The organism is Pseudorhodoplanes sinuspersici (assembly GCF_002119765.1).
GTDB lineage: Bacteria > Pseudomonadota > Alphaproteobacteria > Rhizobiales > Xanthobacteraceae > Pseudorhodoplanes > Pseudorhodoplanes sinuspersici.
Window position 1 is genome coordinate 3,378,135 of record NZ_CP021112.1, and the last position, 18,834, is coordinate 3,396,968.

An 18,834-nucleotide genomic window follows, 5' to 3' on the forward strand; every position below is an offset into this window, starting at 1 on the left:
TGAGCGTCGCTGATGGACCCATCAGCGAATGTCGCTTGCCGGGGCGGGCGCGGGGCATTACCAAGCCCGCAAATCCACCGGAGAAACGACACAATGGCCTTCCTCGCCGACGCGCTGCAGCGCATCAAGCCGTCTGCCACCATCGCGGTGACCGACAAGGCGCGCGCGCTGAAAGCCGCCGGCCGTAACGTCATTGGGCTGGGCGCCGGCGAGCCGGATTTCGACACGCCGGAGAATATCAAGCAGGCGGCGATCAAGGCGATCGAGAGCGGCAAGGCGGCAAAGTATACGGCCGTGGACGGCATCCCGGAACTGAAGGCTGCCATCGCGGCGAAATTCAAGCGCGAGAACGGGCTAGACTACAAGCCGTCGCAGATCATTGTCGGTACCGGCGGCAAGCAGGTGCTGTTCAACGCCCTGATGGCCTCGCTTAATCCCGGCGACGAGGTGATCATCCCGGCGCCTTACTGGGTCAGCTATCCGGAGATCGTGGCATTGCTGGGGGCGACGCCGGTTTCGATCGTAACCACGATGGAAAACGGCTTCAAGCTGACCGCCGAACAGCTCGAAAAGGCGATTACGCCGAAGACCAAGTGGCTGATCTTCAATTCGCCGTCGAATCCGACTGGAGCGGCCTATACCCGCGAGGAAGTGAAGGCGCTGACCGATGTTCTCATGAAGCATCCGCATGTGTGGATGCTGACGGACGATATGTACGAACACCTTGTTTATGACAATTTTACTTTCACGACGCCGGCGCAGGTCGAACCGAAGCTCTATGAGCGCACGTTGACGCTGAATGGCGTCTCGAAAGCCTACTGCATGACCGGCTGGCGTATCGGGTACGCCGGTGGTCCGGAGCCGCTGATCAAGGCGATGGCGATGTTGCAATCTCAGTCGACCTCGAACCCTTCGGCGGTGGCGCAATGGGCCTCGGTCGAGGCGCTGAACGGACCGCAGGATTTCATCGAAAAGCACAACAAGATCTTCAAGGAGCGCCGCGATCTCATCGTCTCGATGCTCAATCAGGCCAACGGCATTCAATGCCCGAAGCCGGAAGGCGCTTTTTACGTTTATCCGTCCTGCGCCGGCACCATCGGCAAGACCGCGCCATCAGGCAAGAAGCTTGCGAACGACGAGGATTTTGTCAGTGAGCTGTTGGAAGCGGAGGGTGTCGCTGTGGTGCATGGCTCTGCCTTTGGGGCAGGCCCGGCCTTCCGCATTTCCTATGCGACCAAGACCGAGGACCTCGAAGAGGCCGGTCGGCGGATCCAGCGCTTCTGCGGCAACCTGAAATAAGGTTGCCGCAGCATGGCTTGGGCGTGCCTGATTTTCCGAAATTTAGGTCGAGCAGTTTAATCGTCTTTGAGGCAGAGTTGGGCTAATTTCCGCCGGACTTCCGGCGCGTGATCGCCTCTGTCTATCCATGATCTTTTCCAATCACGAGGAAACACTCAAATGCTTCGTTCATCGGTCTTTGCCGCCCTTGCGCTGCTGGCGGCGTCCGCAATGCCTGCTTCTGCCCAGCAGGTTCAGGCCGGCATGCTGGAATGCCGCGGCGGTGGATCGGTCAGCTTTGTCATTGGTTCGGTCACAGAACTGAGCTGCATCTATCGTCCGGATCTTGGTCCCCGTCAGGCTTATCGCGCGACGATCCGCCGGGCCGGTGTCGACCTTGGTGCGACTGCAGTATCTGGTCTCGCATGGGCCGTCTTTGCTCCGACCGCGCAGCTTGGACTTGGCGATCTGTCGGGCAATTATGGTGGTGTGAGCGCCGGCGGCGCTGTCGGCGTCGGTCTTGGCGCCAACGTGTTGTATGGCGGGTCGAACAATTCGATCGCGCTGCAGCCGCTCAGCGTTGAAGGCCAGATTGGCCTCAACGTCTTCGCCGGCCTTGCCGGCATGGAATTGCGCTTCGACAATTAATCGCACAGGTGCTTGTTCATGCGCCCTCTCCCGTGTCGGAGGCGGATGTTTCCGACTTCGGCCAATAAAAAATTTCCGAACTTGGGTAAGCCCAAGTTCGGATGGGCGAGGGCGCAAATATCGGCATCGCGCCTTATTTGATGACGATGCGGCCTTCGACGCCGGTCCTTACCGTCTTGATTTTTTCGAGATATTTGATGACTTCGTTGATCATCAGCGGGCCGTCGTGGCCGGGCAAGAGCTCGCGCACATTGTCGAAGGCTTCATAGCCGTCGCCGCCATTGGCCATGAAGTCATTGGTGGCAAGCTTGTAGATTTTTGTATCGTCCAGCGGCGCGCCGTTAGCATCGATTGATACGATGCGCTGACCGACCGGCCGCGATGGATCGACGACGATCTTGAGACCGGACACTTGCGGGAAGCGACCGGCTGGGCGCGGCAGGAAACTGAAGCCGTTTTCAAGCCCCGCGCGAACCGCCTTGCCGGTGATTTCCAGAACCGCGACATGATTGCGGAACACCAGCTCCGACATCATGTCGCGCCGTGTGATGGCGCTGCCCGGCGGATAGATCTTGCCGCCGCGGATGCCGCCGCCGTTGGTGATGGCGATCTCCGCACCGGTATCGGCGCGCATGGCGTCCGCAATCAAATCACCGATCGCCGCTTCCTGCGTGCGCACGACCGGATTGCGGCTGTCGAGTTCGACGGCCGTGGTGGCGATGACGGTGCCGAGTGCGCCGGACAATTTGCTCTCATAGTCCTTGACAGCTGCATGCACTTCGGGATCGGGCGTCACGTGCCGTGTGTCGATGACACGAAACTCCGGATGCCACAACACTTCGCGGCGGCCTTCGTTGGTGCGCACCGTAAAGGTGACGTCCATGCAAGTCACGAAATGCGCATCATAGCTCGACTCGATAGCGGCGGTTCGGCCATCGTAATTCAGCCAGAGATCGTGATCGTGACCGCTGAGAATGATATCGGCCGCCTGCATGCGATACATCTCTTCGTCCTTGGCGCGGTCGGTATGGACAACGGCGACAACCACATCTGCGCCTTCCTTGCGCAACGCGATCGCTTGCTTCTCCACCGTTGCAACCGACGGAGGAAATTTCAGATCGCCAGGGCTGGACAAAATCACCGCGTCTTCATCGGTGGCGCCGGTCAGGCCAATGCGGACGCCATCGATGTCGATGATCGAGCGTTCGAAAAAGCCCGGGATTAGCTTGCCGTCGGGATTGAGGATGTTGGCGGCATAGAGCGGAAATTTCGCCTGCCTCATCCGGTCGAAAAAGACATCCTTGCCGAAATCGAATTCGTGATTGCCCGGCACGAACACGTCCGGCGCGATCATGTTGGTGAGCATCATGATGTGCTCGCCGCGATCGAGTCCGGACATCAGCGATGGTGACAGCGTGTCGCCGGCATGGACGAAGAGGACCTTTCCCTTGGCGCGTTCGGCCTTCACCACGGCCGCCAGCCGTGCGAAGCCGCCGCGCGGCTGGCCGTCCGGCGCCGCCTGTTCGCTCATCTGGTAAATGTCGTTGACGAGGACGAAGGTGACCTTGGACCGGGACGCCTGTGCGGCCCCCAATCGCGGCAGGCCCGCAATCAGGGCGATACAGGATGAGCCAAGGAGGAGGAGACGGCGGGTGATGGTCATTTTACCGATTGATTTCACGGGCGGTTGCGTGGATTAGCATGGCTCTATGAATAATGATGCATCGTCAGCCGGGGGCACAGGGTCACCACGCCCGAACAGCCATCCGCCGATCAAGTCGGGACGGGTCGGCGTGTTGATCGCCAACCTCGGAACGCCGGATGCCACCGATTTCTGGTCGATGCGGCGATACCTCAAGGAGTTTTTGTCTGACAAAAGGGTCATCGAGGACAATTCGCTGACCTGGAAGCTGGTATTTAATGGCATCATTCTGACATTCCGCCCACGCGCCAAAGGCCGCGATTACGCTTCGATCTGGAACCGGGAGCGGAACGAGTCGCAGCTGAAAACGATCACCCGTTCTCAAAGCGAGAAGCTCGCGGCTTCGCTCGTTGGCGTCGATGACAGGATCGATGTGGCTTGGGGCATGCGCTATGGCAATCCGTCGGTTGGTTCAGCCATCGATGAATTGGTGGCCAAGGGCTGCGATCGCCTTCTATTTGTGCCGCTCTACCCGCAATATGCGGCGGCAACGTCGGCGACGGCATGTGATGCGGCTTTCAGACATCTGATGACGATGCGCTGGCAGCCAACGTTACGCGTGGCGCCACCCTATTATGATGACCCTGTCTATATCGATGCCGTTGCAACGTCGCTCCGCGACGCACTCGGCACACTGTCCTTCAAGCCGGATGTGATCCTTGCGTCCTTTCACGGGATTCCGCAGGATTATTTCGATAAGGGCGATCCTTATTACTGCCAATGCGCCAAAACCGTCCGGCTTCTGCGGGCCGCGCTGGGTCTCGATGAGGCCCAATTCCGCCTGACATTCCAGTCGCGGTTCGGTCCGGCGGAATGGCTCCAGCCCTATACGGACAAAACCGTGGAGGCTTTGGCAAAGAGCGGGGTGAAGAATCTCGCCATTGTCACGCCGGGCTTTTCCGCTGATTGCCTGGAGACGCTGGAGGAGATCGCGGTCGAAAATGGCGATATTTTCAAACGCAATGGCGGGGACAACTTCGCCGCTATCCCGTGTCTGAACGACAGCGATCAGGGCATGCGCGTGATCCGTGAGGTTGTACTGCGCGAACTCAAGGGGTGGGTCTGAAACCCTAACCTGCTGTTAACCATAACCCTTTTAACTCCGTTAACCATTTCCGCCGGCCGCGAGGCCGGCTGCAGCCGTTCGCTTGTCCTGAAAGGGATGGTGCGCGGCGGGAGTTAACGGGTGTCGCGTCATCGCCGAGACCTTGCGGTTACGAGTGTTCTGGGCGTCGCAGGTGTAGTCTGCGCGGCCGGTGCCGCATGGGTGCAGCCGGTGTGGGCGCAGGTCCAGCCGCAGGACCCGTCAGTGCCGAGCCTGTTCGAGCCGCATTTCGACAGCGGCTTGCAGCGCCCGCAACAATTCCGCAAGCCGGGGTCGCCGGACTTGCCGCTATCCAACGCCGCGGGCACGACCGGTTTCGATGCCACCAACGCCAATGCCAAGCGCAAGGCGAAGGAAGAGGCGCGCAAACGCGCCATTACCGATGCCGAAAATCTTCCGCCCGTCGTGTCATCGGGGACCGATCGCACCGTGCAGGCTGTCTTTCAGCGGCAGGAAAGCGCCGCTGCGATGCGTCGACGCGCGATCAATACAGCAGCGGCACCGCTTGATGCCACAGGCGCCATCGCGGCACGCCCGATCCGCCGTCGCTTTGTCGAGGACGATCCATTCGGCCCGACCGGTTTCCGGCGCGGCGCGTTCATTTTCAAACCGGCGATCGACGTGTCGGGCGGCTACAATTCCAATCCGGGGCAGCGCCAGAATTTTCCGGGATCGAGTTTCGAGCAAGTCGCGGCAGAGATGAACATCAAGTCCGACTGGGTGAGGCACGAATGGAATACCGACCTGCGCGGCAGCTACATCTGGTACAACGACCTCGAGCAATACAACAAACCCGATATCAACCTGCGCACCAATGCGCGCATCGATATCTCGAAACAGACGAGAGCGAACGTCGAGGGCTATTTCGCACTTGCCGCCGACGATCCCGGCGACCCCAACCTGCCGACCGATGTGGCCAAGCCTCCACTCTTCATTTCAACCGGCGGCACCGCCGGCATCACGCATACGTTCAACAGGCTCGAAGTCACGTTGAAGGGCAGCATCGACCGTACGGCCTATGGCGATGCGGTATTGAATAACGGATCGCTGCTCGATCTGCGTGACCGCAATTACAATCAATATGGCTTACGCTTGCGCGTGGGCTACGAGACGTTGCCGGGTATTATTCCATTTGTGGAAGGGGGCATCGATCACCGCCAGCACGACCGCACGACGGACGAAGACGGGATCAATCGCGATTCCAACGGCCAGTTCGTCAAAGTTGGCACGACATTCGAATTGAGCCGCTATCTCGTCGGTGAAGCTTCTGTGGGCCTGCTGGAACGGGAATACGCGGATCCGGCCTTCCAGAAACTGCACAGTCCATTGTTCGACGCATCGCTAATTTATTACGCGACGCCTCTGACCACCTTGAAACTCAATGCGGCGACGACGGTCTCTGAATCGATCATTGCCGGTGTGTCCGGTGCATTGTCGAACGATTTCACATTCCAGATCGATCACGCCTTCCGGCGTTGGTTGATCGGCACAGTGAAGCTCGGCTATGGCACCGATAATTACGAAGGGTCGGCGCGCGACGACAAGCGCTACATCGTTTCCGGTGGTCTAATCTACAAAGCGACGCGCGATGTGCATTTCCGTGCGGAATATCGCCGCGAGTGGTTGAACTCGACCTTCCCGAGTCAGGATTATGTTGCGAATATCTTCACGGTAGGCTTGCGACTGATGCGATAGTTTCCGTCATGACCGACCACAGGGCGTTAAGATGCATCTTGACGACTTAACGCCCGCCTGTGACGAATGCTTGGTGTGGAAAGCCCTACCCCAACAATGCTTTCAGCTCTTCACGCAATTCCGGGGCGAGGTCTTTCCGATTCAGCGCATAGGCGACGTTGGCAGTCAGGAAGCCAAGCTTCGAACCGCAATCATAGGAGCGGCCTTCGAACTTCACCGCGTAGAACGGCTGCTCCTTCGACAGCCGGATCATCGCATCGGTGAGCTGGATTTCTCCGCCGGCGCCCGTCTGCTGGTTCTCGAGAATGTCAAAGATCTCAGGCTGCAGGATATAGCGTCCGGTGATTGAGAGATTCGACGGCGCATCCTCGCGCTTGGGCTTCTCGACCATCTGCGTAATCGGCATTGCTTTGGCCGAACCTTTCTCGACACCGACGATGCCATACATGTGCACGCGGTCCATCGGGACTTCCTCGACGGCAATCAGGTTGGCCTTCTCCTTCTGCGTGGCATAGGCATCGACCATCTGTTTCAGGCAGCCCGGCTCGTTCTGCACCAGCACGTCCGGGAGCACGACCGCGAAAGGTTCATTGCCGACAATATCGCGTGCGCACCACACGGCGTGACCGAGGCCAAGCGGCGATTGCTGGCGCGTGAAGCTGGTTGAGCCGGCGGCGGGCGTATCTTCGGCGAGCAATGTCAGCTCGTTTTTCTTGTTGCGTTCCTTGAGCGTCACTTCGAGTTCGAACTGGCGATCGAAATGGTCCTCGATCACCGACTTGTTGCGGCCGGTGACGAAGATCAGATGCTCGATACCGGCTTCGCGAGCCTCATCCACGACATGCTGGATCAGCGGCCGGTCGACCACGGTCAACATTTCTTTCGGCATGGCTTTGGTCGCGGGAAGGAACCGGGTGCCAAGGCCGGCAACCGGGAAAATCGCTTTTCGAACGGGCTTCATGATGAGATCGGACCGAATGATGAGAGGTGGCGAAGGCTGCGGGAAAATGTCGCTGCTGTTATCACGCAGAAGTTGGAAAATACCGGCTTCATGTCTCCTGATGTCCACGCTTTTGTGAGTGTCGTTAATCGTCTTGCAACCATATCCGTTCCCCATTGGGTTTTATTATGTCGCGGGTTGCGTGAGGCCGGAATGGCGCGTCGAAACGGAAAATCACGGGTTTGGCCGGGGGTCGCGCTTGCGGTGGCTCTGAGCGGATGTGCCGGCGGTCCGGGGGATGAACCCGTGGGTACCGTTACAACGGCGTCGCCTCCGCGCGCCCAAGCGAGCAGCCCGGTTCGCCGGTCTCATGCACAGGCGACAGGTCCTCAGTGGAGCGGCGAGTCGGGTGCGTCCGGCCATCCACTGATGACGTCGAATGCGATCCGTTCGTCGGCGGCCAATTTCCAGCAATGTCTGCAAAGTCTGGCGCCAGCGGCTGCCAGGCGCGGTATTCCGAAGGCGGAATATGATGCCTATACGCGCGATCTCACGCCCGACCTCAAGATCATGGATCTGATCGATGCGCAGCCGGAATTCACCCGCAGCTTCTGGGACTATCTCGATGCGCTTGTCAGCGAGGATCGCATCCAGCGCGGCCGCGCTGTGCTGGCGGAGAACCGCGCCGCCTTCGATGCTATGGAAAAGGCTTATGGGATCGACCGGCACATCATCGCCGCGATCTGGGGCATCGAGTCCAAATATTCGACGATGATGGGCGACCGCTACGTGGTGCGCTCCACGGCGACGCTCGCTTGTATCGGCCGCCGGCAAGAGTATTTCCGTAACGAGTTTCTGGCCGCGCTCGAATTGCTGCATCGGGGCGACGTAAAGCCCGATCACATGAAAGGCTCATGGGCCGGTGCGTTCGGGCCGACTCAGTTCATGCCAACTGTCTACAAGAACTACGCCGTCGATGCGGATGGCGATGGTCATCGCGACGTCACCACGTCGGTGCCGGACTTGCTGTTTTCGACCGCGAATTACTTCCGCAAGCATGGGTGGGAGACAGGTCAGACCTGGGGTTACGAAGTGGTCGTGCCGCAAAATTTCAATTTCATGCTGGCGGACCGTTCGAAAGTCATGACCATTCGCGAATGGGAACGTCTCGGCATCACCCGCGCGGGCGGCAAGCCATTCCCGCGCTCATCCGACCGCGCCTTCCTGGTGGTGCCAGCCGGTTCGCAGGGGCCAGCCTTCCTGATGCTCAATAATTTTCGCGTGATCATGCGTTACAATCCGGCTGAGGCTTACGCGCTGGCGATCGGCCATCTGGCCGACCGGTTGCGCGGTGGCGAGCCCTTCGTACAAGCTTGGCCGCGGCATGAGCGGGTCCTCAGTCGCGACGAGCGCGCGGAAATGCAGCAATTGCTGGTCCGGCGCGGTTTCAACATCGGCGAAGCGGACGGTCGCTTCGGGCCCAAGACCCGGGCGGCGATCCGTAACTTCCAGGCGCGGGCAGGGCTGGTCCCGGACGGTTTCCCGACCGCGACCGTGCTGGCGCGGCTGCGGGGTAGTTAGCACCTTCGACTCGCCACGTTCTCCTGCTATGCGGTAGAGGTAACGGTAACGAGCCGGTATCATCGCACGGACCATTGAGAATGGCATCGAACAGCCAACATTGTCGGCGGCGCCGCAGGCTCTTTGGGGCCAAGACCGTCTGTGCGGTGGCTATGATTGTTGGTGCGGGTATTTATGTTCTGCCGGCCAGCGCTCAGTTTTTTCCGTTCGATGATCGCTTCTTCAGCCCGCAGCCGCATCGCCCTGTTCGTCCACCGGTGCAGGAGGATTTCAGCCGGGCGCCAGCTGCGAAACAGCCCGAAGTTGCGCCGACGATCCGAATCCTTGTCCTCGGCGACTCGATGGCCGACTGGCTAGCCTATGGTCTCGAGGAGCAACTTGCAGAGACGCCGGAGATCGGCATCGTGCGCAAGCATCGTGCGTTCTCTGGTCTTATCCGCTACGAGCAGCGCAGCGATGCCGAGTGGCCGAAGGTCGCCCGTGATCTGATCGCACAGGAAAAGCCGCAAGCGATCATCATGCTGGTCGGTCTGCAGGACCGCCAGGCGATCCGTGAGAAGGTGCAGCCCGCGCCGGCGAAACCGGCGGCGTCACAGAAGCCGGGCACGCCTGCCGCAGCCGGACAGACCCAACAGCAGCCAGCAGCCAGTCAGCAGGGCGCGCAGCATGGCGCCGCGCAACCAAAGTCGGCCGAGCCCACCGATGACGAGACGCCTGCAACTGCCGCAAACGAGCAGCAGCGTGTCAAGGTGAGCGGACCCGCCGAATTTCGCTCTGAAAAATGGGAAGAACTCTACGGCGCCCGTGTCGACGAGATGATCTCGGTGCTGAAGACAGCGAATGTGCCGGTGCTGTGGGTTGGTGTCCCCGCCGTGCGCGGAACGAAGTCGACCTCAGACCTGCAATATCTCAATGAGATCGTGCGGCCTCATGTCGAGAAAGCCGGAGTCATCTACGTGAATGTGTGGGATGGCTTTGTCGACGAGCGCAACAACTTCATGCAGCGCGGTCCCGACGTTGAAGGCCAGATCCGTCAGTTGCGGACGTCCGACGGAGTTCACTTCACGCGCTTTGGTGCGCGCAAGCTTGCGCATTATGTCGAGCGCGATCTGCGCCGTGTGCTGCGTGAGCCAATCCCGGCGGCGCTGACCACGCCGTCCGAGCCTGCCCAGGCCGTTGCAGCGCCGGCAAAGCCTACAGGTCCGGCCGCGCGTCCGCTCGCCGGGCCGGTGATTCTGCTGGATACGCCATTGCGGGAACCGGATGATCTTCTTGGCGGCGATACCGGCAAGAATGATGCACTGGATCCGCAGGCGAGCCGCATGCTGGTCAAGGGCGAGCCGATACGTGCCGAAGCAGGTCGCGCCGACGATTTCTCCTGGCCTCCGCGCATGCTTGTTCTTGCAGTGAGCGAGCCATTGCCGCCGACCGGTCCACCGCTGGCGATCGTGCGTGCAAACCAGCCAACCCCAACACAACAGGCGGCTCTCGCCAAGCGCGGCGCGCCGGCTCCCGGCGCGCGCGTTGCCGGGCAACCGGTGCTGCAAGGACAGGCACGCCCGCAGGCGCAGCAAGCGCCGACCTTCTGGCGCCGGATCATACCGGATTCCGGGCCGCGTTTCTTCTTCGGATTGTTCGGGCGGTAAGTCCTGCCGCGCTTAACGCGGCAGGTTGGTCATTCCCATCAGGAACTTGTCGATCGCATGGGCGCATTGGCGTCCTTCGCGGATCGCCCAGACCACAAGCGACTGGCCACGCCGCATATCGCCGGCAGCAAACACCTTCGGCAGCGAGGTCTTGTAATCGTCGGTATTGGCACGGGCATTGCCGCGCTGATCGAGGGCAACGCCAAGCGACTTCAGCATGCCGTCCTGCACTGGATGGACGAAGCCCATCGCCAGCAACACGAGATCAGCCTTGATCGTAAACTCGCTGCCGGGGATTGGCTTGATCTTGTCGTCAGCGCGAACGCAATGAATAGCCTTCACCTTGCCATTCTCGCCTTCGAATTTTTGGGTCAGCACCGAGAATTCACGCTCGGCACCTTCCTCGTGACTCGATGATGTACGCAACTTGTAGGGCCAATCCGGCCAGGTCAGCGCCTTGTTCTCGCGCTTCGGTGGCATTGGCATGATTTCGAAATTGGTCACCGACAGCGCGCCTTGGCGGATCGATGTGCCGATGCAGTCCGAGCCGGTATCGCCGCCGCCGATCACGACGACATGTTTGCCGGTTGCAAGAATGTCTTTCACGCCGGTCAGCGGTTCGCCGGAGACGCGACGGTTCTGCTGCGGCAGGAAGTCCATCGCGAAGTGGATGCCGTCGAGGTCCCGGCCGGGGATCGGCAGATCGCGCGGAAATTCCGAACCGCCAGTCAGCGCCACGGCATCATACTCGCCCAGCAGTTTCTCCGCCGGCACATTGACGCCGACATGCGCACCATAATGGAAGGTGACGCCTTCGCCTTGCATCTGCTCCACACGCAGATCGACGATTCCCTTTTCCATCTTGAAATCGGGAATGCCGTAGCGGAGAAGGCCTCCAGCTTTGGCGTGCTTTTCAAAAACATGCACGTCGTGACCAGCACGCGCAAGCTGCTGTGCGCAGGCCATGCCGGCCGGACCGGAGCCGACAACCGCGACTTTCTTGCCGGTTTTGATCGATGCAGGTTCGGGCTTGATCCAGCCGCTCTCAATCGCACGATCGGCAATCGCGCACTCGATCGTCTTGATACTGACCGGCGTATCTTCGATGTTGAGCGTGCAGGATGCCTCGCACGGCGCCGGGCAGACGCGGCCGGTGACTTCCGGGAAGTTGTTGGTCGAGAGGAGGTTGCGGGCCGCTTCCTCCCAGTTGCCGCGATAAACCAGATCGTTCCAGTCCGGAATCTGGTTATTGACCGGGCAGCCGTTGTGACAATACGGGATGCCGCAATCCATGCAGCGCGCGGCCTGATCGCGCGTGTCCTTCTCGGACAGCGGCAGGACGAACTCGCGATAGTTCTTCACCCGCTCTTCAACGGGAGCGTAATCGCGATCTTCGCGGTCGATTTCGAGGAAGCCGGTGATCTTACCCATGACTCTCAGGCACCGACCGCGAGTTTGGGCTGCTGTTGCTGCATCGCCGCCATTTCCTTTAAAGCGCGGCGATATTCGACCGGCATGACTTTCCGGAATTTACCGCAATAATTTTTCCAGTCGGCCAGGATCTGCTGTGCGCGCACCGATCCGGTATGGCGGGCATGCTGGCCGATATAATAGCGCAGACGTTCGGCATCGAAGCGCGTCATGTCGGTCAGGATTTCGACGCGTCCCGCCGTCTCGAGGTCATTGCGGCTATGATAGAAGCGCTCGTTAGCCTCTTCCTCGGCGAGAACGGGTTCGAGATCAACCATCGACATGTTGCAGAGCTTGTCAAAGCCGCCGCTTTCATCCAGCACATAGGCGATGCCGCCCGACATGCCGGCCGCGAAGTTGCGCCCGGTCTGACCAAGAACAATGACGATGCCGCCGGTCATGTATTCGCAGCCATGATCGCCGGTGCCTTCGACAACGGCAACAGCACCGGAGTTGCGAACGGCGAACCGCTCGCCGGCAATGCCGCGGAAATAGCATTCCCCCGAGATTGCGCCATACATCACGGTGTTGCCGACGATGATCGACTCTTCCGGCACGATACCGGAATCGGCGGCCGGCTTCACGATGATGCGGCCGCCGGACAATCCCTTGCCGACATAGTCGTTGCCTTCGCCTTCGAGTTCGAAGGTGACGCCCTTGGCCAACCACGCGCCGAAGCTCTGACCGGATGTGCCCTTCAGCGACACATGGATCGTGTCGTCCGGCAGGCCTTCATGGCCGTAACGCTTGGCGACTTCGCCCGACAGCATCGCGCCGGCGCTGCGGTCGATATTCTGGATCTCGTCGGAAATCCGCACGGGCGCACCACGATCGAGTGCAGGGGCGGCCTGCGCAATCAACCTGCGATCGAGCACGTTCTCGAGCTTGTGGTTCTGCCGTTCGGAATTGTAGATCGCAACGCCCTGCGGCGCGACCGGCTTCGTAAACAGCTTGGAGAAGTCGAGACCGCGCGCTTTCCAGTGTTCGATGACGGCGCGCTGATCGAGCATCTGCATCTGGCCGATCATTTCGTCGAACGTACGATAGCCCATCTCGGCCATCAGCTCGCGCACCTCCTCAGCGACGAAGAAGAAATAGTTAATGACGTGTTCCGGCTGGCCGGTGAAGCGCTTGCGCAGGACCGGGTCCTGCGTCGCAACGCCGACCGGGCAGGTGTTGAGATGACACTTGCGCATCATGATGCAGCCGGCCGCGATCAGCGGCGCGGTCGCAAAGCCCATCTCGTCCGCACCAAGCAGGGCACCAATGATCACGTCGCGTCCGGTGCGGATACCGCCGTCGACCTGCACGGTGATGCGGCCGCGCAGACGATTGCCGACCAGTGTCTGGTGGGTTTCGGCAAGGCCGATTTCCCATGGGCTGCCAGCATGCTTGATCGAGGTGAGGGGGCTTGCGCCGGTGCCGCCTTCATAGCCGGCGATCGTCACATGGTCCGATCGCGCCTTCGATACGCCCGCCGCGACAGTGCCGACACCGACTTCGGAGACGAGCTTGACCGACACATCACCCGAAGGATTGACGTTCTTCAGGTCGTAGATGAGCTGCGCCAGATCTTCGATCGAATAGATGTCGTGATGCGGTGGCGGCGAGATCAGGCCGACGCCCGGCGTCGAATGGCGGACCTTGGCGATCACCTTGTCGACCTTGTGGCCGGGCAACTGTCCGCCTTCGCCGGGCTTTGCGCCTTGCGCCATCTTGATCTGCATCACGTCGGAATTGACGAGATATTCAGTGGTGACGCCAAAGCGGCCCGAGGCGACCTGCTTGATCGCCGAGCGCATGGAATCGCCATTCGGCATCGGCTTGAAACGATCGGCCTCTTCACCGCCCTCGCCGGTATTCGACTTGCCGCCGATCCGGTTCATGGCGACCGCGAGCGTCGTATGCGCCTCGCGGGAGATCGAGCCGAACGACATCGCGCCGGTGGCAAAGCGCTTGACGATATCCTTCGCCGGCTCGACTTCGTCGATCGGCACGGCTTTCCGGCCATCTTCTTCCGCGCTCTTGATGCGGAACAGGCCGCGGATCGTCAGCAGCTTTTCGGATTGTTCGTTCAGCGTGCGTGCGAAAGCGCGGTATTGCTCATAGGAGTTGCCACGCACCGCATGCTGCAGATTGGCGACCGTCTGAGCCGTCCACACATGATCTTCGCCGCGCATGCGGAAGGCATATTCGCCGCCGACATCCAGTGCCGTGCGATACACCGGTGCATCGCCGAAGGCGTCGCGATGGCGCCGCACGGTCTCTTCCGCGATTTCAGCGAGGCCAACACCTTCGATGCGCGTGTGCGTGCCGGTGAAGTATTTCGCGACGAAATCCGACCGGAGACCGATCGCGTCGAAAATCTGCGCGCCACAATAGGACTGATAGGTCGAGATGCCCATCTTGGACATCACCTTCATCAGGCCTTTGCCGACCGACTTGATGAAACGCTTGATCGTTTCCTTGTCGTCCAGCTTCTCCGGTAGCGCTCCCTTCATTGCGATCAGTGTTTCGAACGCGAGATAGGGATTGATCGCTTCGGCGCCGTAACCGGCAAGGCAGGCGAAGTGATGCACTTCGCGCGGCTCGCCGGATTCGACGACAAGACCAACCGAGGTGCGCAGACCTTCACGAATCAGGTGATGATGCACCGCCGCGCAGGCGAGCAAAGCCGGGATCGGCACGCGATCCGCGCTGACCTTGCGATCGGACAGGATGATGATGTTGAAGCCGTCGCGCACCGCAACTTCCGCGTCAGCTTTCAATTGCTTCAGCGCCGGCTCGAGGCCGGCCACGCCTTGTTCTGCCGCAAAGGTGGTGTCGAGCGTGCAGGATTTGAAATGATTGTCCTCGATTTCGCCGATTGAGCGGATCTTTTCCAGATCGGCATCGGTCAGGATCGGTTGACGGACTTCGAGGCGTTTGGTCGTCGATGTGCCTTCGATGTCGAACAGGTTCGGCCGCGGACCGATGATCGAGACGAGGCTCATCACGATCTCTTCGCGGATCGGGTCGATCGGCGGGTTCGTGACCTGCGCAAAATTCTGCTTGAAATAGGTGTAGAGCAGCTTGGACTTGTCCGACAATGCCGAGATCGGCGTGTCATTGCCCATCGAGCCGGTGGCTTCCTCACCGATGGTGCCCATCGGCGCCATCAGGATTTTGATATCTTCCTGGGTGTAGCCGAAGGCCTGCTGGCGATCGAGCAGCGGCATGTTGGAGATCGCGGCCTTGCTGCCGGTTTCCGGCAGTTCTTCGAGCACGATCTGCGTATGATGCAGCCAGTCCTTATAGGGATGCGACTTGGCGATCTCGGCTTTCAATTCCTCGTCGGGAATGAGGCGGCCTTCGTCGAGATCGACCAGCAGCATCTTGCCCGGCTGCAGACGCCATTTCTTGACGATGTCCTTTTCCGGAATCGCCAGCACGCCCATTTCGGACGCCATCATGATGCGGTCGTCCTTCGTCAGGCAGTAACGCGCCGGACGCAGGCCATTGCGATCGAGAGTCGCGCCAATCTGATGGCCGTTGGTGAAAACGATCGCGGCCGGGCCGTCCCACGGCTCCATCAGTGCAGCGTTATACTCGTAGAAGGCGCGACGTTCCTCATCCATGAGCGGATTGCCCGCCCAGGCTTCCGGAATCATCATCATCATGGCGTGCGACAGCGGGTAGCCGCCCATCACCAGGAATTCGAGCGCGTTGTCGAAACAGGCGGTGTCGCTCTGGCCTTCGTAGGAGATCGGCCACAGCTTGTTGATGTCGTCGCCAAACAGCGGCGAGGATACCGACGCCTGACGAGCGGCCATCCAGTTGACGTTGCCGCGCAGCGTGTTGATTTCGCCGTTATGCGCGATCATCCGGTAAGGATGCGACAGCGACCAGGTCGGGAAAGTGTTGGTCGAGAAGCGCTGATGCACGAGAGCCAGCGCGCTGATGAAGTCCGGATCGTGCAGGTCGGGATAATAGGTGCCGAGCTGATCGGCGAGGAACATGCCCTTGTAAATGATCGTGCGGCACGACAGCGATACCGGATAGTAACCCGAGAGCCGACGCTCGCGGCGCTGGTAGATCGCGTTCGAGATCGCCTTGCGCATGATGTACAGGCGGCGTTCGAATTCTTCCTCGGTCTTGATCTTGGCCGGACGCTCGACGAACACCTGCATATGCACCGGTTCGGTCGGTTTGACCGATTCACCGAGTGTCGAATTATCGGTCGGCACCTCGCGCCAGCCGAGAATCGTCATGCCTTCCTGGACAGCGACTTCGGCATAGGTCTCACGAATGACGTCGCGCCACTCCTTGTCGCGCGGCAGAAACAGAAAGCCGACAGCATATTGGCCGGGCTCGGGTAGGCTGAAGCCGAGTTCTTTCGTCTTCTTGGCGAAGAAGGCATGCGGGATCTGGGTCAGGATGCCGGCGCCGTCACCGGCGCGTGGGTCGGCACCGACCGCGCCGCGATGCTCGAGATTGACCAGGATTGTCAGAGCATCTTCGACGATCTGATGCGACTTGCGGCCCTTGATGTTGGCGATGAAACCGACACCGCAGGAATCCTTATCGAGCGCCGGATTATACAGACCCGTCGCGGCCGGGACGCCGGGGTCGGCGGAATCGGCAAAATCGGAGGCGCGCAGCGCAATCCGCTTCTGCTCGTTCATCCGGTCCTTCGTGCGGCTCATTTCGACATCTTCCTCGCGATTGGTTTCTTGCAGTCCAAACCCCAGTCTTTCGGCGTACCCGCTGCCTTCGCCGCCGCCGAGTTCCGGCGCCTGCGTCGGGCGGGACAGTTGTGCTCGGAGCGGCAGCCGCGTCCGGCGGCCTCAGCGGCACGCCCTCAGGGCTGCTTTAAAGTCGGGGCTTCGATGCCGAGCCGCACCGCACGCCCCTGGCCGACGGAGTGGCTCGACTGACCCGTCGCCTCGACTTTACAAACAGGACAGCATTGCTGTCCTATCATGAACTTGCCAAAATTTCAGGCCGCCGACAAGAGGCCGGGGGGCCGGTCCTTGGCATTCTTCCAACATTTATTCTTTCCGCGACTGGTCGCGCAAACAAGCGAATTCTTCAGCCCGGCTTGATTTCAATTTTATAACGCCTGAGATGGGCAGAATTTGCATCCAACCGCTATAAAATTGGGCCAATTTGGCTATTGGTGATCCAGGCGGTTGGCAGTTCTGCTATCGCTGCCGTCTGGTCGGGGCATAGGAACAGCCGTGAATTTTGCGAGCGACAATACGGCGGGCATGGCCCCCGAACTCATGGCTGCGCTGTCACAGGCGAATGTGGGCTTCGCGATCGGCTACGGCAACGACGCACTGACACGGGACGTCGAGCGGCGGATCGGGGAATTCTTCGATCACGAGGTCGCTGTATTCCTGGTGCCGACCGGAACGGCCGCCAATGCGCTATCTCTCGCCCATCTGACACCACCCTGGGGCGCGGTTCTCTGCCACGAGAATGCGCATATCATGACCGATGAATGCGGGGCGCCGGAATTCTTCGGCGCCGGGCTCAAGCTGATCGGACTGCGCGGCGAGAACGGCAAGCTGACGCCGGACACCGTGAAAAATGCGGTCGCGCGCTATTCCGGTCACGTTCCGCATCAGGTCAATGCTGCCTCGCTGTCGATCACTCAAGCGACGGAAGCTGGCACGATCTATCGCGTCGATGAAATCGCGGCCTTGGCGAAGGTCGCGCATGTGCAGGGTCTTCCGGTGCATATGGATGGTGCGCGCCTCGGCAATGCGCTCGCGCGCATGAATGTGACGCCTGCTGAAGCGACATGGAAAGCCGGCGTGGACGTGCTGTCATTCGGTGCCACGAAAGGCGGGGCAATGGCAGCGGAGGCGGTGGTGTTCTTCGATCCGGCGCGCGCTGCTGGAATGGCGGAACGCCGCAAGCGGGCCGGGCATCTTCTCTCGAAGCATCGCTTTATTGCCGCGCAATTTGAGGCTTATCTGAAAGACGATTACTGGCTGACCCTTGCGCGCCACGCCAATGCGAAAGCAGATGCATTGACGGAGGGTTTGCGCGCTGTCGACGCCAAGATCGTCTGGCCGGTCGAGGCTAATATCGTCTTTGCGCTATTGCCGACAGTGCTGGACGCAAAGCTGAAAGCCGCTGGCGCAGCTTATTATGTCCGCAGCAATGCGATGGCCGGCGACGATGTTGCGATCGAGCCCGATCATGTGCTGGTGCGTCTCGTCACGTCATTCGCGACGCAGGATTCCGAAATTGAGAAGTTTATCGGCCTCGTCCAGCGGGGCTGATCGTCAACTCGCTTTGGCCTTGTCGTAACGCTGCTGCGCGCGCTCCACATCGGCGATGTGCTGTTCGGCCCACTCTGTCAGCGCTTTGACTGTATCGCTGAGCGTCAGCCCGAGCGGCGTGATCGCATACTCCACCGTCACCGGGACGGTGGCGATGGCGGTGCGTGTCACAAGGCCATCACGTTCGAGCTGCCGCAGCGTCTGCGCCAGCATCTTCTGCGAAATGCCATTAATCTTGCGGCGCAATTCATTGAAGCGAACCGGCTCCTGCTCAAGGAAGCCAAGAACCAGCACGGTCCATTTGTCGGCGATCCGGTCGAGGATCAGCCGGGTCGGGCAATTGGCATCGTAAACATTGGGTTGGAGAGGACTGGTGGCGACTGCTCCGTTCCTGATGGCCATAACGTGGAAGTGTCCTTCTACCGAGGCGGCGGTGAGTGCCGGGTAACCTGCTAACAGATAGGTGCGTTCTTTATACCTGCAAGCCATGTCGC

Annotated in this window: 12 protein-coding genes; 7 read left to right on the forward strand and 5 right to left on the reverse strand. The window is 60.4% G+C overall.

Annotated features, from left to right (window positions below; genetic code table 11):
• Nucleotides 1-93 precede the first annotated feature (93 nt).
• Both CAK95_RS16395 and CAK95_RS16400 read left to right on the forward strand, forming a co-directional pair.
• Nucleotides 94-1,299: a pyridoxal phosphate-dependent aminotransferase gene (locus tag CAK95_RS16395; RefSeq protein ID WP_086088875.1), complete on the forward strand. Its 1,206-nt coding sequence runs from the start codon at nucleotides 94-96 to the stop codon at nucleotides 1,297-1,299.
• A 159-nt stretch (nucleotides 1,300-1,458) separates the two neighbouring features.
• Nucleotides 1,459-1,926 (forward strand): DUF992 domain-containing protein, encoded by a 468-nt coding sequence (locus tag CAK95_RS16400; RefSeq protein WP_086088876.1) that lies wholly within the window; start codon nucleotides 1,459-1,461, stop codon nucleotides 1,924-1,926.
• 133 nt (nucleotides 1,927-2,059) lie between these two features.
• Here the strand turns inward: CAK95_RS16400 and CAK95_RS16405 are convergent, their stop codons facing one another.
• Nucleotides 2,060-3,589 carry a bifunctional metallophosphatase/5'-nucleotidase gene (locus CAK95_RS16405; RefSeq protein ID WP_086088877.1) on the reverse strand — a complete coding sequence of 510 codons (1,530 nt, stop codon included), beginning with the start codon at nucleotides 3,587-3,589 and terminating at the stop codon, nucleotides 2,060-2,062.
• A 46-nt stretch (nucleotides 3,590-3,635) separates the two neighbouring features.
• On the opposite strand from CAK95_RS16405, the gene hemH reads away from it, so the two are divergent.
• Complete coding sequence (gene hemH, locus CAK95_RS16410) at nucleotides 3,636-4,694, forward strand: ferrochelatase (protein WP_086088878.1); 1,059 nt, start codon at nucleotides 3,636-3,638, stop codon at nucleotides 4,692-4,694.
• Nucleotides 4,695-4,814: 120 nt separating this feature from the next.
• Entirely contained in the window at nucleotides 4,815-6,428 is a 1,614-nt protein-coding gene (locus CAK95_RS16415; protein WP_147413716.1) for an outer membrane beta-barrel protein, read from the forward strand.
• A gap of 85 nt (nucleotides 6,429-6,513) precedes the next feature.
• Here the strand turns inward: CAK95_RS16415 and galU are convergent, their stop codons facing one another.
• Nucleotides 6,514-7,389: a UTP--glucose-1-phosphate uridylyltransferase GalU gene (gene galU / locus CAK95_RS16420; protein WP_086091466.1), complete on the reverse strand. Its 876-nt coding sequence runs from the start codon at nucleotides 7,387-7,389 to the stop codon at nucleotides 6,514-6,516.
• 192 nt (nucleotides 7,390-7,581) lie between these two features.
• On the opposite strand from galU, the gene CAK95_RS16425 reads away from it, so the two are divergent.
• Together CAK95_RS16425 and CAK95_RS16430 are read left to right on the forward strand one after the other, a co-directional pair.
• Nucleotides 7,582-8,949, forward strand: a complete 1,368-nt coding sequence (locus CAK95_RS16425) for a lytic murein transglycosylase (RefSeq protein ID WP_086088880.1) — start codon at nucleotides 7,582-7,584, stop codon at nucleotides 8,947-8,949.
• A gap of 152 nt (nucleotides 8,950-9,101) precedes the next feature.
• Nucleotides 9,102-10,595, forward strand: coding sequence for an SGNH/GDSL hydrolase family protein (locus tag CAK95_RS16430; protein WP_483434310.1), 1,494 nt, complete (start codon nucleotides 9,102-9,104; stop codon nucleotides 10,593-10,595).
• Between the two features lie 12 nt (nucleotides 10,596-10,607).
• Here CAK95_RS16430 and CAK95_RS16435 read toward each other — a convergent pair whose 3' ends face one another.
• Both CAK95_RS16435 and gltB read right to left on the reverse strand, forming a co-directional pair.
• The gene (locus CAK95_RS16435) at nucleotides 10,608-12,026 is read right to left on the reverse strand and encodes a glutamate synthase subunit beta (RefSeq protein ID WP_086088882.1); all 1,419 of its coding nucleotides are present in this window, start codon (nucleotides 12,024-12,026) and stop codon (nucleotides 10,608-10,610) included.
• 5 nt (nucleotides 12,027-12,031) lie between these two features.
• Nucleotides 12,032-16,750: a glutamate synthase large subunit gene (gltB, locus tag CAK95_RS16440; protein ID WP_086088883.1), complete on the reverse strand. Its 4,719-nt coding sequence runs from the start codon at nucleotides 16,748-16,750 to the stop codon at nucleotides 12,032-12,034.
• Nucleotides 16,751-17,284: 534 nt separating this feature from the next.
• Here gltB and CAK95_RS16445 point away from each other — a divergent pair.
• A complete protein-coding gene (locus CAK95_RS16445; protein WP_086088884.1) occupies nucleotides 17,285-18,340 on the forward strand; it encodes a threonine aldolase family protein in 1,056 nt (351 codons plus the stop codon).
• A 3-nt stretch (nucleotides 18,341-18,343) separates the two neighbouring features.
• On the opposite strand, the gene CAK95_RS16450 is transcribed toward CAK95_RS16445, so the two are convergent.
• Nucleotides 18,344-18,742 (reverse strand): winged helix-turn-helix transcriptional regulator, encoded by a 399-nt coding sequence (locus tag CAK95_RS16450; protein WP_086088885.1) that lies wholly within the window; start codon nucleotides 18,740-18,742, stop codon nucleotides 18,344-18,346.
• Between the last annotated feature and the right edge of the window lie 92 nt (nucleotides 18,743-18,834).

What these genes read in the sequence shown, in the direction of transcription:
- CAK95_RS16395 (WP_086088875.1), top strand. Translation starts at nt 94, where the DNA reads ATGGCCTTCCTCGCCGACGCGCTGCAGCGCATCAAGCCGTCTGCCACC.
- CAK95_RS16400 (WP_086088876.1), top strand. Translation starts at nt 1,459, where the DNA reads ATGCTTCGTTCATCGGTCTTTGCCGCCCTTGCGCTGCTGGCGGCGTCC.
- CAK95_RS16405 (WP_086088877.1), bottom strand. Translation starts at nt 3,589, where the DNA reads ATGACCATCACCCGCCGTCTCCTCCTCCTTGGCTCATCCTGTATCGCC.
- hemH (WP_086088878.1), top strand. Translation starts at nt 3,636, where the DNA reads ATGAATAATGATGCATCGTCAGCCGGGGGCACAGGGTCACCACGCCCG.
- galU (WP_086091466.1), bottom strand. Translation starts at nt 7,389, where the DNA reads ATGAAGCCCGTTCGAAAAGCGATTTTCCCGGTTGCCGGCCTTGGCACC.
- CAK95_RS16425 (WP_086088880.1), top strand. Translation starts at nt 7,582, where the DNA reads ATGGCGCGTCGAAACGGAAAATCACGGGTTTGGCCGGGGGTCGCGCTT.
- CAK95_RS16430 (WP_483434310.1), top strand. Translation starts at nt 9,102, where the DNA reads ATGATTGTTGGTGCGGGTATTTATGTTCTGCCGGCCAGCGCTCAGTTT.
- CAK95_RS16435 (WP_086088882.1), bottom strand. Translation starts at nt 12,026, where the DNA reads ATGGGTAAGATCACCGGCTTCCTCGAAATCGACCGCGAAGATCGCGAT.
- gltB (WP_086088883.1), bottom strand. Translation starts at nt 16,750, where the DNA reads ATGAGCCGCACGAAGGACCGGATGAACGAGCAGAAGCGGATTGCGCTG.
- CAK95_RS16450 (WP_086088885.1), bottom strand. Translation starts at nt 18,742, where the DNA reads ATGGCCATCAGGAACGGAGCAGTCGCCACCAGTCCTCTCCAACCCAAT.